Raw genomic sequence first — 13,955 nt, forward strand, 5'->3', positions numbered from 1 at the left:
CTGAAAAAAATATCAGAAAGCTGGCCATTTGTCGTGCGTGCCGTGAGGTGCGCATATTTTTTTGAATTCGGGCTTACGAATTTTGTGAACGCTGCGCGGTTTAAATAAAGGTGATTTTCGTTCCAGATTTCGGATTTATTTGAGCGCTTCTTTATCGAAGAGGAGAAGATGGCTTATCTGATCACTTTTTCTCCAAAGCGGAGCACTTTTCCGTTCTACCCGATCACTTCTTCTCCAAAGCGGAGCACTTTTCCGTTCGTGCGAAAGCGTAGCGTCAGCAACAATGTTTTAACTGTGCGAAAGCGTAGCGTCAGCAACAACAAAGCGCCCAGCCGGAACGAAAATCAACCCCTCGCGTTGTCAGAGAACCATACTTTATTTATTATTATAGTTTTCAAAAACATGAAAACCGAGACATCATTCGTGTCTCGGCTTTTCATTTCATTGAATATTATCTTGTAATTCTTGTGCTAAAAATGCAGTTAGATCACGCAGATTTTCAGGTGTAACACCATGACCGTCTGGGTACTGTTTAAATGTCACAGTAGCACCAAATTGCTCAAATTTTTCTTTACTTTCAGCACCCCATTGTGACGGGATAACATAATCATAATCACCATGGGAAATAAATGCATGTAAATGATTCACTGGGCGAATTGCATATTCCTCTGTCACGAATTTTGGCGTGTAGCCACTTAATGCTACTATTCCTGTAATTAAATTCCCCATTGCAAAAGCTAGTGACTGTGCCAAAACTGCCCCTTGACTGAATCCCAGCACGTACACCTTATGTGGATCAATTTGATATTCATCAATTGCCTCTAACACAAATCGTTGTATTGCAACTAACACTTTATCAAAAATTTCACGGTCTGGATTACCGACATCTTGGATCGTGAAAAAAGCATAGCCAGGCTTTTGCGTAATAGGTCCGCGTAAGCTAAATACATGGCATTGCTCTTTAAAGTCCTGCACTAATTGCGGTAAATCATCTTCATTGCTACCCATTCCATGTAATAAAAAAATCGCTGGATATTTTTTATTTGGGTCCATATTCGTTGGTTGTGTATGTTTAAATGTAAATGGTGTATTCATTATAAAATTCCTTTCAGGTGAACTTACTAAACCCTTATTATATTGCATAAGTATTGGCCCTTCGCCCTATTGTTTAGTGATGAGCCAAACCTATATTATTTTTGTTTTATTAATAATCCCATCAGTGTGATAAGCAATATAGCCGTTTATTATGCGAATCGTTTCTTGTGGATCTGCGTTAAATAGCACTTTTGATTGCTCTGGTGTTGAGACAAGTACTGTTAATAAATCTACGCGCATTGAATTTCCAGCAGAGCTATAAGCATAATCGTAAACAATATCTTCCTCTGTCACATTGTCTGTCACATATTGCTTATGAAACAATTCTTTAGCGGCGTCCATTTGTTCCGCGACCTGCTGACGAATACGCATTTGATGCATCAATAGCTCTTCCTCAAGTACAGTGGTCTTTAACCATTCTTTCTTTTCGAGCATCTTCAAAAATTCCTTTTCCCAAACTTGCTCATTTTCAGTAAAATACAGCATATTCATCATTAACCTATCCCAAAAATCAATTTGAGAATGTGCTGATTTACGCTGCATCTCTATTACTTCTTTAAAGTGCTCCTCAACCTTCGTAATATTCATATTGCGCACTAAATGATTACATACATTTTCAATAAATTTATTTGCCACTTCTTGTGCCATCAAAAACCCGTCCTTTATATCTACAAATCATTTCTCCACTATCATATCATGATTGTAGAATAGAAAGAAATGGGTAGCGTTTAGATCTGCCATAGAGGCTGCCATAGATTTACATAGCTAACAAAAAAACACCCTTGTCAGATAAAACAAGGATGTTGTATGAACACTTTATACTTCTGAAGCTGTAATTGACTCTAAAATATACTTTGCCTCATTGTGAAGCGTTTGGTAGTTCTCCTGTAATATATTTGGATGTATTGGTTTACTGAATAAGAAGCCCTGTACAGTATCACATTTGCTTTCTATTAGATATGATAGCTGTTCTATCTCTTCTATTCCTTCTGCGACTACCTTTAACTGTAGATGCTTTGCCATAGAGAGGATCATGTCAACTAATGCCTTATCTGTAGAGTTCGATTGTATTTTCTGAACGAAAGACCGATCAATTTTTAAGCAATCTATAGGGAAATCCTTTAAATAAGATAATGATGAATAGCCCGTCCCAAAATCATCTACCGCGATCGTAACCCCAAGTGCCTTCAATTTGTGTAAGATCGTCGTCATATGATCGATATTGATCGTCATGCTTTCCGTTATCTCTAGCTGCAAATACTTTGGCTCTAATTGTGTTTTCTCAAGAACATTATGAATTATTTCAACTAAATTTTGCTGGAAAAGTTGACCTAATGACAGATTGACCGCTACTTTAATGGGTGGCAATCCAGCTGCTTCCCAACTCTTTACTTGTTTACAGGCTGTTTCTAATACCCATTGTCCTATAGGAACTATTAATCCCGTTTCCTCAGCAATTGGAATAAAGACTCCAGGCGAAATCAACCCCTTTTTCGGATGCTGCCATCTGACTAAAGCTTCTACTGACTTAATTTGGCCAGTATGTAAATCAAGTTGCGGTTGATATTCTAAAAAAAGCTCTTGATTAGCTAAAGCATTATGTAAATCATTTTCTATTAAAAGTCGTTCAGTCGTTTCTTTAGATATCGAAGACTCATAAAATCGTATACGTGTTGGTGTTTTCTGTGCTTCATGCATAGCATAAAGTGCAAATCTAATGAGTTCCTCTTCCCTATAAGAATCTGTTGGAAACAAAGCAATTCCAATATTTAATTGACTATTTAAAGAAAAATGTTGTATTTGGAATGATTCTTCCATGACAAATTGAAGCTGTTGACTTAGCTGGGTCAATTGATGGGTATCGCTCACCTCATCCATATAAACGACAAAATAGTCTTCTCTCAGTATGCATAGTAAATACTTCTCCGGTAAAACATTTTTCAATCTTTGCGCGATTAGACCTATCATTTGGTCTGCATATGTACTACCTAAAGACGCTTTAATAGCAGAAATTCTTTCTATACCGATAGCAAGTATTGCCTTTTGTGATTTAGATATGTATAAATCGTTTTTTAATGTTTCCATTAAAAAACGTTCATTTGGCAAATTTGTAATCTCATTATGGTAAGCCATGTAATGCATCTTTTCACGAGATTTTTCTAAATGCTCTTGTGTATCAACTAACTGCTGAAAAGGTTTTTCAATAGAAGAAAAATAAATTGCTCTGAATAACAGATAAAATGCACCTAACTGAAAAATATGTCCAATAAAATTTTTAATATCATAGACATCTCGATAAATTGTAAAAAGATAATCGCTTATAATTAAATAAATCGTACTGCCAAACAATAAAAATATAATTTTGGGTGCTTTTTCAAAATTTTTAAGTAATAGAACCATAATTACCAAATGTATCGCTACAGCTAAATATTGCAAAGTATTTTTTAAAACAGTAGGACCTTCACCTTCTATCATAAGAGGCGGCAATATAGACATTGGGGCATAGATGACGACAAAACAACCAATAATTATTACAAACGGCAAGCTATAAATAAACCAACGATAAAATGATTTGATTTCCTTCTCCTTTATAAAAAAAATGAAGAGAAAACCAATCGATAATAGTAATCGACTAAGCATGTAAAACCATGTTGATGCATACGGCGTACTCTCAGTAATGAAAAATGGCATTCCTTTATAAGAGAGTACGTGAGCCATTTCTAATAAGCTAATGGCTAAAAATAAAGCCCCTGCATAGAGAACTTTATTAGATAAAATATAGGGCGTAATTAACCACGTCTGAATTGAAATAGACATTGTCACCACAGTAATAAGCATTTCCATCATTAAATGAATCGTTACATAGTTGTTCTCTCCGAATATCCCATAAAATTTATCACTACCCAAACCAATTACGATTAATAAAATCATTGATAATAGGATGAATTGAATGCCCTGCTTCACAAAAGAAAAATCCTCATTAAACTTCCACATAATTACTCCCCTCGTTAATCACTAAATAATTCTCTCTATCTACTGTTCCATTAACAATTAGGATAATTATACTACAAAGTTCCCGCGAAGTAACGACTTTTCAACCAAAACAAGAGTGAAAATTAGGACTAAAAGATAATATAAAGTGAAACTTTAATAACTGGAGGGTCTTCTTCATTCCCACTGATTATTAGTTTTCACCAATCGGGCTTTTACGGGCAGTTCATCTCACACCTACTTTCTGTGCTTTCGCTGACTGTTGAGGCGAGAATTTTGTACCTGACGCTTCGCTTTCGGTACAGATGAATTACTGCCGTTAAAAAACATTTGCTGAATGAAGATAAAAAAGATGCCTCAGTTTTTGAGACATCTTCTATCTACTATGAAAATACATAGCTATCCATATTATCAATAGTATTTTGGATAGCATCTTTTAATGATCGCTGATGCTCGCCACAAACAGCTAGTGACTCCTCCAATGTAATCGCAGCATTTGCCATAAATGGCGCCATCTGCAAATCCTTCGCTAATTGTATTAGAACAAGTGCTTTATTCCATTTCCAACGCGCATTTTTTGGATCTAAGTTAATAGCTTGCTCTAAGAAGCCTAGTGCATCAAATGGCATCCATCCAAAGCGATGCATCGTTTGACCTGTAATTCCCCAATATAACGCCTTGTTAGGGTTTTCTTTTACTGCTTGTCTAAAACAATGGACACTCTCGTTGTACTGATGTGCAAACAAAAATAGTTCACCCTGTGTAAAAAATGAATGTGCCTTTTCATTTGGAGTACCTGTTGTCGCTACATTCTCAAGTTCTTTAATACGCTTAGAAAACTCTGTTTCATCTTTTATCGCACGAATTTCGACGACGGTATCCGACTCAGGATAACTTTCATCCGCTCGTTCTGCTTGTTGAGTTTCAACAACCAGTGTAGTCTTTGGATAGCTAGCAAAACCATACTCTTCTAATAATTCGATATATTTATCAGCTAACGCTTTCTCGTTTTCATCTGTAACTTGCTTAGCCGCCTCATAACACTTCATTAGCTCACCATTATAAAAATAATCATCCATTGTCATTCAATATTCCTCCAATGTATAACTCTTCAGTATAAGTATACACTACAGAAATAGAAAAGACTGACCAAAAATAACTTTTGATACAGTCTCAGCTTTACTTATTTTTTTAATACTTCTTTATTAAAAAATGCACGCAAATCTTCATCTGATAACGCACCTACAAAACGATTAACCTCTTTACCACCTTCAAAGTGTATAAAAGTTGGTGTCGCTTTAATATGGTATTTATCCCATAAATCTTGGTATTCATAAACATTTATTTGAGCAATATCAACGCCAAGCTCCTTAGCAATCGGCATTAGCTTGGGTGTAAAAGCTTTACAGTGTACACATACTGGACTGTAGAAATAAGCATTTACATCTTCACCAGCTTTTATTTTTTTTTCAAGCTCGTCAGGTAACATAATATTTTGGTAATTTTTATCATCCAATTGATCAATTGTTTCTTGTTTCAGTTCTTTGTCGCCATAAGGATTTTTTTCACTTGCTAATTTGCTGTTGTTTGATACATTCGTTAGCACAATAATTGCTACAAATAACAAAACAATCACTGAGCCAATAATAAGTAATTTTTTCACGAGAATGTGTTCCTCCTTTGCTACACTAAAAACCCTATTTTTAGTGTATTCGCGATTGATTATAAATTGTTTTTAAACCCTAGTAAACTAATAAGTCTTTGAAAATAAGTTTTTACATAATCCAAACATAATTTGGCCCAAGTTTGGGAACATACATATAGAATGCTTAATACGAATGTGGGGTGGTTAATATGAAACACACTATCCGAAATGTTTTTCAAATTTATAAACGTGATATCCATAATATCTTAACAAACTGGGTAGTTGCTGTCATTATTGGTGGGCTTATTTTTTTACCTTCTCTTTATGCATGGCTCAATATCTACGCCTCTATGGATCCTTATGCTCATACAGAAAACATGAAAATTGCTATTGTCAATGAAGACACAGGAGCGAATGTTAGAGGCGAGGATATTAATGTCGGTAACGATGTAGTAGACAAATTAGGTACCAATAAAAACTTTACTTGGGATTTTACCTCTCATGAACAAGCCATTGATAATTTAAAAAACGGTAACTATTTTGCGGTTATTGTGGTCCCCAGTGATTTTTCTCAAAAACTAACCTCCATCTTGTCAAATGTGCCTACTAAAGCGCATATCGACTATTTTGTAAATGAAAAAATAAATCCAATCGCACCCAAAATTACAAGTAAAGGTGCTAGTGGCCTAACGCAACAAGTATCTAGTGAGTTTATTTCAACTGTCAATGGCACACTTTTTTCTATTTTTAATACGCTCGGTGTTGAGATGGAAAGGGAAATTCCAGACTTTAGAAAGTTTGAAAATTATATTTTTACAATCGAACAGCATCTCCCAGATATTGAAACATATTTAGCGCAAACTGCTAAAGGTGGGAAAGAGGCTGAAACATTACTGAACCACACGATTACCCAAGTTCCTGAGGTTGAAAAATTAACAAATGATGGTCTTACAACTATCCATCAAGGTTTAACATTGATTAATGAAGCTGATACACTGTTTAATCAACTATCCCCTATCATTAAAAAAGATTTAGAAGCTGTACAAAATATTGCTCAACGATTTACAGATATATTAGGGAAGCTACAAAATGCTAATGTTGATTCAGCTACTATTGCACAAATAAAGGAGACGATTAAAAACCAGCTAGATACATCACGTGAAAAAGTAAATACTAGCATCCAAACACTTGAAGCGCTTCAAAAATTAACACAAGCTGATGCTTCGACTCGTAAACAACTTGAAAACAAAGTACAAAACATCCTGACGGCGCTGCAGCAAAGCAATTCTGAAGCTGTTAAAACTTTGCTAACGAATAATAAAATTATTGAACAACTTGAAGCTATTCGTGGAGATTTACAGGCAAATCCTAGTGTAACCGATTATTCTTTAAGCTCTCTAACAGCACTAAATCAGCTAAACACATTACTAACAGACGTCTCAACTAAAGTACAGCAGTTAAATACTATTGATGTCGAAACGATAAAAAAAAATCTGGCTGATGTTCAAAATGTTGCACAAAATGCTTCTAACAATCTTCATCAATTCCTTACGCATTATAACGATAAGCTAGAGCCACAAATTCATACGACCTTGTCTTCTGCGAAAAATACGTTAACAAATGCATCAACTATGCTAACGAATGTAAAAAGTTTTCTGCCTCAAGCAACAGATCGTTTAACAAATGCTAAAAATATGTTAGCAACAGCTAATAAGACAATTGGTACAGTACAATCAAATTTCCCTGCTTTAAGTACAAAAATTAAGGCTCTTGCAGACAAGCTGAGAAAATTAGAAAGTGAAGCTGATATTTCTGAAATCGTTCAATTATTGAAAAACGACGTTAATGCTGAACGTAATTTCTTTGAGGAGCCTATTAAGCTTCAGGAACATAGAATGTTTCCAATTGCAAATTATGGAACAGCTATGACGCCATTTTACACTGTGCTTTCCATCTGGGTTGGTTGTTTATTATTAATTTCTCTTTTATCTGTAGCTATTCACGACAATCATCAATACAGTATTCGCCAAATATACTTTGGACGTTTATTAACATTTGCAACTTTTTCATTTATTCAAACGCTCATTATTACAATAGGAGATGTTCTTCTTTTAGATGGATCCATTAGCGCTCCATACTTCTTTATTCCATTTGGGCTATTTATTAGCTTAGTGTTCATTACGGTTGTCTATACGCTAGTATCCGTATTCGGCAATGTTGGAAAAGCGTTAGCCATTGTCATGTTAGTGCTGCAAATTGCTGGTTCGGGTGGCACATATCCCGTAGAATTACTACCTAAGTTTTTCCAAATAATAAATCCATTTCTTCCTTTCACTTATGCAATTGGAATGATGCGAGAAGCAGTTGGTGGTATTATTTGGTCAAAGGTATGGGTTGATCTTGCCTTTTTATCTTTCTTCTGGCTCATTCTCATTCTATTTGGTGTGTTCTTGAAAAAATTGCTGAGTGAGAAAATGGAACATTTCATGAACAAAACACGCGGATCAGATATATTTCATTGATTTTCACTTGCCTCCTTGTAAATGTTTCAACGAACAATGTTATAATGGAAGTATTGTAAACATGTAGGAGGCGCTTTTCTTGAAAAAACTTCTATCTATTTTTGCCTTGTCGTTATTAGTGTTAAGTGCTTGTGGTGTAGATAAACAAGTTGTTGAAAAAAATCAGAATGAAGCACAAAAAGAAGCTTCACACGCAGAACATGGACATGCTTCCGGAGATATTCAGGAGGAGACTGCATCAGCTGATGTTTTACCATCATTTTTAAACAATAAATCAGAAGATATTCGCTTAGTGTATCAAATCGCTGGACAATCTACTGAAATTTTAGAGTGGATGCCATGCTATTGTGGATGTGGCGAATCAGTTGGACATAAAAGCAATTTAAACTGCTTTATTCAGGAAAAGCGCGAGGATGGAACAATTGTCTGGGATGATCACGGTACCCGTTGTCTTGTTTGCCTAGAAATTGCTGTACAGTCTGCAAAAATGCATAAAGACGGTATGAGCCTGAAAGAAATTCGTCAAAAAATTGATGACACATATAAAGAAGGCTACGCAAAACCAACACCGACTGATATGCCTGCTTAATGCAAAAAACTCATCATTATGATGAGTTTTTTTTGTTATTTAACGAGTTGTAACACCGTTTTAAAATGTGGATGATCTGCACGTTGTAGTAACTCGTATAAAATCATTTCAGTACTTGTTGGTAAAATTCCAAGTGCCTTCATCTTTTCAAGCCCTATCTCTTTATTGGCCTTCGTACGAGAGGACACTGCATCTACAACAACTTCAACTTCAAACCCTTGTTCTTTTAGCTGTCGGGCTGTTTGGTAGACACAAATATGTGTTTCGATACCTGTCACGATAAATTGCGAACGCCCACTTGCCTTTAATGCATCGACAAACTCTTGTTCTTGGCAAGCACTAAAAGCCATTTTAGCAATAGGTTGTTGACCTTGAATATGCTGAGCAATATTTAACGCAGTCCCTCCTAAACGACTAGGATTTTGCTCGAGCCATAAAATTGGTACCTCCAATGCTTGCATAGCTTGTACCAGCTTAGCCACATTTTCAATCACCGCTTCACTTTCATCAACAATTGTCGCTAACTTCCCTTGTACATCAACGACAACTAAACACGCTTCTTCTATTGTAAACATTTAAAACACCCCTTCTATCCGTTTTCACAATTCATTATACCGAAAGTTACTTGGTTTATGTTGAAGGTTAGCAATATTCCGCCCATCCAATTTGTCCAAAAGTTGTAGATGTAGACTACACCCGCAGAAAGCGTCCTTCTGGAGTGGAATGTGCAAGCGAGTACATATTTGATAGGAGAAATTCCATTTGAATAAACACGAACATTTTATAACCCCACTGTTTATGCAACGTGTAAATCACGAAATATTAACTCATATATGTACATCTATATTTTCGTTTGTTCGTATTTAAACCGAAAACGCTATTTTGAATTTTAACTCAATTGTGTACATTTTGTTGCGACCCTGTCATTATTCTGCTCGAATAGTGAGAATTTTATTTTTTCTCTTGAAAATTGAGTTATAATCCAGTAAAGTGCTTTTATCCCGCTTTAACGGTCAGTAATCTGCTCAATCTAAAAAATCTAATAAAAGAAAATAGTTTGCTAGATGATTATGAACTGACCGTAAAAGCCCGATTGGTTCAACTACCAACCAGCCGGGGATGAAAAACCCCTGCTGATTGAAATTTCACTTTATCCCGCTTTAACGGTCAGTAATCTGCTCAATCTAAAAAATAAAAAAGAAAATAGTTATCTAGATGATTATGAACTGACCGTAAAAGCCCGATTGGTTCAACTACCAANGAAAAACCCCTACTGATTGAAGTTTCACTTTATCCCGCTTTAACGGTCAGTAATCTGCTCAATCTAAAAAATCTAATAAAAGAAAATAATTTGCTAGATGATTTAGAACTGACCGTAAAAGCCCGATTGGTTCAACTACCAACCAGCCGGGGATGAAAAACCCCTGCTGATTGAAGTTTCACTTTATCCCGCTTTAACGGTCAGTAATCTGCTCAATCTAAAAAATCTAATAAAAGAAAATAGTTTACTAGATGATTTAGAACTGACCGTAAAAGCCTGATAGATTCAATAACCAATTAGTAGGGACTAAAAACCCTATAATTAAGGTTTAACCTTATAAAACCAAACAAGGAGTGTACCACTTTGACACAACGTGCATACAATTTTAACGCAGGCCCATCTGCCCTACCACTAGAAGTATTAGAAAAAGCTCAACAACAATTAGTAAACTTCCGTGACTCAGGCATGTCTATTATGGAAATGAGCCACCGCAGTGCCATTTTCGACGAAGTACATAATGAAGCAATTGCTTTATTGAAAAAGCTTTATGCTATCCCAGAAAACTATGAAGTTCTTTTCCTACAAGGTGGAGCTAGTCTTCAATTCACTATGATACCGATGAACTTCCTTCAGGCAGATCAAAAAGCTAGCTATGTATTATCAGGTTCATGGTCTGAAAAAGCATTCAAAGAGGCTAAATTATTTGGTACGCCTGTAGAAGCTGCTAGTACAAAAGAAAATAAATACCGCAATATCCCAGCTTTAGCAGATATCCAATTCAATGAAGAAGATGCTTATTTGCATATCACTTCAAACAATACGATTTACGGTACACAATGGAAAGAATTCCCTGAAACAGGTAATGTACCGTTAGTTGCGGATATGTCTAGTGATATTCTTTCTAAACCCGTCGATGTAAGTAAATTTGGTCTTATTTATGCAGGGGCTCAAAAAAATCTTGGTCCATCTGGTGTAACAGTAGTTATTATTCGCAAAGATTTGTTAGAGAAAGCGAATAAAAATATTCCTACAATGCTTAAATATTCAACGCATGCTGACAGTAACTCTTTATACAATACACCACCAACTTTTGGTATCTATATGTTAGGTGAAGTATTAAAATGGGTAGAATCAAAAGGCGGCGTTGCTGAAATTGCCAAGTATAATGAGTTAAAAGCAAAAGTAATTTATGATGCTATTGATAATAGCAACGGGTTCTATACAGGTCATGCAACACCTGAAAGTCGTTCTTTAATGAACATCACTTTCCGTGTTGCTGATGAAGAGCTTGAAAAACAATTCCTTGTTGAAGCAAAAGCAGCAGGATTTGTTGGACTTAATGGACACCGTTCTGTAGGCGGCTGCCGTGCTTCTACTTATAATGCTGTACCGTTAGAAGCTTGTGAAGCATTACGTGACTTTATGGTAGAATTCCAACAAAAACATCAATTATAAAAAAATCGACGAATGATTTACTCACGTAATCATTCGTCTTTTTAATATTTGCGGAAAGAAGACAATCCTTCTATTCAATTTTTAAGGAATACATCTTTTTAAATGCCTGGCGGACATATAACCAATCTCCTTGCACTCAAAAATCATAGAATATTAGAGTATTGCGCAATACTAGTCGGGGAAGACCTTTGTACAAAAAAAATTGAAGCTACTTAAAACAACATAGTTACTATTAAAGGGGTAGTTCCAAGCGAAACCTCACTTGGAACTACCCCTTTCTTCAAATATTGTCATTTCAGATTTTACAACGTTTCATGTTTACAATCTGGACATTTACCATAGATCTCAAATTTATGATTTTCAATTTCATAGTCTGGCAGCTTTTCTCCAAGCATTTCCATAGGGCAGAGATTTAGCTCCTTAACATTGCCACAATCCATACAAATAAAATGATGGTGATGATGTTCAGATTCACAATGCATACGGAAATTTCGCTCCCCAGATAACTCAGTTTCCTCCAAAATTCCTAGCTTCACAAACGTTGCAAGGTTGCGATATATCGTATCGAAACTCATACCTGGAAAATCTTTTTTCAAAACATCTAATAAGTCTCGAGCAGTTAGATATTTATCCGTTGCTGCAAACATATCTAATAATAACTCCCGCTTATCTGTTTTTTTAAAGCCATTTTCTTTTAAAATTTCCCACGCTCTAGAGACATTCACTGCGCTACCTCCTCCCGTTTTGTAGCCATCTTAAATACTATTTTCTTCACTAGTATAACAAGTAACAAAATTAAGATAGAAGTGACGACAATTGTACCACCAGGTGCTAAATCTAAATAAAAGGCACTGACTAAACCGATTAACACAGCCGCTTCGCCAAAGACAATTGCATAGATGATTGTTTGCTTAAAGCCCTTTGCCAGTCGCATTGCAGCAGCCACTGGTAACGTCATAAGTGATGATACAAGTAAAATACCGACGATGCGCATACTTGCAGCAATAACAAGCGCTGTAACAATCATAAATAAGAGATGAATCCAACGTGCAGGCAGACCGCTAGCTTTTGCATATTCCTCGTCGAAAGATAAAACAAAAAGTTCCTTAAAAAATATAAACAAAAAGATAATAACAATGACAGCAATTCCTACCACGACCCATAAATCCTGACGTGATACAGCTGACACTGAACCAAATAAATAGCTCATTAAATCCGTGCTAAAGCCACTTGCAAGCGAGATAAATATAGCACTAATACCAATCCCACCTGACATAATAATCGGAATCGCAAGCTCTTCATAGTGCTTATATAAACGTCTAAGACGCTCAATTAATATTGAACCGCTGACAGAGGCCAGTATGCCTAAGTAAATTGGATTTAGCATTGCCAAGGCTGTAACAGATTGGCTGATATATAAGCTTCCCGCTATACCTGCCAGTGTCACATGTGACAAGGCATCTGCAATAAGCGAGAGCCTGCGAACGACAATAAAAACACCTAGTAGCGGTGCCAATATGCCAATTAATAGCCCAGAGAAAAAGGCATTTTGTAAAAATTCATAGTTCAAAATTGCTTCGATCATTATGCCTTCTCCTTCTAGTGAATCTTTCTCACAGAATGGCCATACCATGCATCAAGCGCATCCTGAGAAATTGTATCAAATTCATTTTTGTAACCGTGGAAGTGGATGGTTTGATTTAAACATGCCACATGACTAATACGGTTCGATACTGTATCAACATCGTGTGTTACAAGAATCATTGTAATTCCCTGTTCCCGATTCAATTTCGCCAGCATATCATAAAATGACTGCACATTCTCATGATCAATGCCGACAGTTGGTTCATCTAATATTAATAGCCTCGGTTCGCTAACTAAAGCTCTTGCAATAAAGACACGTTGCTGTTGCCCACCAGATAACTCACCAATATTACGATTCATAAATGCTTCCATGCCGACAGCTTTTAATGCTTCTAACACTTTTTCCTTCGCATCTCGTCCAGGTCTTTTAAATAATCCTAATTTTTTGGATAGTCCACTTTTCACTACTTCTTGGACGGTTGCTGGAAACCCTGAATTGAAGGCATTCGATTTTTGTGACACATACCCTATCCATTCACGATGCTTAAAAGTCGTACTTGGTTCTCCAAATAGCTTTATTTCTCCTGACATTGGTTTTAGTAACCCTAAAATAATCTTTAATAATGTAGATTTCCCTGACCCGTTCGGACCGAGAAGTGCTAAAAAATCTCCCTCTTCTACACGGAAAGAGATATTTTTTAATACTTGCGTATAGTCATATTGAAATGACACGTTTTCAATGTCAATTAATGATTTTTTCATGTATGCTCTCTTCTTTCTAATTCAAAATCATTACGATTTACAAGTTGTAAG

At 35.9% G+C, this 13,955-nt stretch carries 12 protein-coding genes; 3 read left to right on the forward strand and 9 right to left on the reverse strand.

All coding sequences use genetic code 11. The features are described 5' to 3' along the window. Nucleotides 1–441: 441 nt before the first annotated feature. From AMS59_RS15280 to AMS59_RS15300, 5 genes are all read right to left on the reverse strand, one after another. On the reverse strand, nt 442–1,095 hold the full coding sequence (locus tag AMS59_RS15280; RefSeq protein WP_053485096.1) for an alpha/beta hydrolase: 654 nt from the start codon (nt 1,093–1,095) through the stop codon (nt 442–444). 90 nt (nt 1,096–1,185) lie between these two features. Beyond that, nucleotides 1,186–1,743: a hypothetical protein gene (locus AMS59_RS15285; protein WP_053484607.1), complete on the reverse strand. Its 558-nt coding sequence runs from the start codon at nt 1,741–1,743 to the stop codon at nt 1,186–1,188. A 168-nt stretch (nt 1,744–1,911) separates the two neighbouring features. Continuing rightward, nucleotides 1,912–4,089: an EAL domain-containing protein gene (locus AMS59_RS15290; RefSeq protein WP_156304689.1), complete on the reverse strand. Its 2,178-nt coding sequence runs from the start codon at nt 4,087–4,089 to the stop codon at nt 1,912–1,914. 380 nt (nt 4,090–4,469) lie between these two features. Beyond that, a complete protein-coding gene (locus AMS59_RS15295; protein WP_053484608.1) occupies nt 4,470–5,171 on the reverse strand; it encodes an O-linked GlcNAc transferase in 702 nt (233 codons plus the stop codon). A 98-nt stretch (nt 5,172–5,269) separates the two neighbouring features. Next, nucleotides 5,270–5,749: a co-chaperone YbbN gene (locus AMS59_RS15300; RefSeq protein ID WP_053484609.1), complete on the reverse strand. Its 480-nt coding sequence runs from the start codon at nt 5,747–5,749 to the stop codon at nt 5,270–5,272. Nucleotides 5,750–5,940: 191 nt separating this feature from the next. On the opposite strand from AMS59_RS15300, the gene AMS59_RS15305 reads away from it, so the two are divergent. Both AMS59_RS15305 and AMS59_RS15310 read left to right on the forward strand, forming a co-directional pair. Continuing rightward, nucleotides 5,941–8,253 (forward strand): YhgE/Pip domain-containing protein, encoded by a 2,313-nt coding sequence (locus AMS59_RS15305; protein ID WP_053484610.1) that lies wholly within the window; start codon nt 5,941–5,943, stop codon nt 8,251–8,253. A 79-nt stretch (nt 8,254–8,332) separates the two neighbouring features. Next, a complete protein-coding gene (locus AMS59_RS15310; RefSeq protein ID WP_053484611.1) occupies nt 8,333–8,842 on the forward strand; it encodes a PCYCGC motif-containing (lipo)protein in 510 nt (169 codons plus the stop codon). 35 nt (nt 8,843–8,877) lie between these two features. On the opposite strand, the gene AMS59_RS15315 is transcribed toward AMS59_RS15310, so the two are convergent. Continuing rightward, nucleotides 8,878–9,417 carry a hydrolase gene (locus AMS59_RS15315; RefSeq protein ID WP_053484612.1) on the reverse strand — a complete coding sequence of 180 codons (540 nt, stop codon included), beginning with the start codon at nt 9,415–9,417 and terminating at the stop codon, nt 8,878–8,880. Nucleotides 9,418–10,466: 1,049 nt separating this feature from the next. Here AMS59_RS15315 and serC point away from each other — a divergent pair. Then, a complete protein-coding gene (gene serC / locus AMS59_RS15320) occupies nt 10,467–11,558 on the forward strand; it encodes a 3-phosphoserine/phosphohydroxythreonine transaminase (RefSeq protein ID WP_053484613.1) in 1,092 nt (363 codons plus the stop codon). A 302-nt stretch (nt 11,559–11,860) separates the two neighbouring features. Here the strand turns inward: serC and AMS59_RS15325 are convergent, their stop codons facing one another. From AMS59_RS15325 to AMS59_RS15335, 3 genes are read right to left on the reverse strand one after another with little or no spacing between them, the layout of a single operon-like run. Next, the gene (locus AMS59_RS15325) at nt 11,861–12,283 is read right to left on the reverse strand and encodes a Fur family transcriptional regulator (protein WP_053484614.1); all 423 of its coding nucleotides are present in this window, start codon (nt 12,281–12,283) and stop codon (nt 11,861–11,863) included. Continuing rightward, entirely contained in the window at nt 12,280–13,143 is an 864-nt protein-coding gene (locus AMS59_RS15330) for a metal ABC transporter permease (RefSeq protein ID WP_053484615.1), read from the reverse strand. Before AMS59_RS15330 ends, AMS59_RS15325 begins: the two co-directional genes overlap by 4 nt. Before the next feature lie 14 nt (nt 13,144–13,157). Continuing rightward, nucleotides 13,158–13,904, reverse strand: coding sequence for a metal ABC transporter ATP-binding protein (locus tag AMS59_RS15335; RefSeq protein ID WP_053484616.1), 747 nt, complete (start codon nt 13,902–13,904; stop codon nt 13,158–13,160). Between the last annotated feature and the right edge of the window lie 51 nt (nt 13,905–13,955).

This window comes from Lysinibacillus sp. FJAT-14745 (assembly GCF_001275675.1).
Lineage (GTDB): Bacteria > Bacillota > Bacilli > Bacillales_A > Planococcaceae > Lysinibacillus.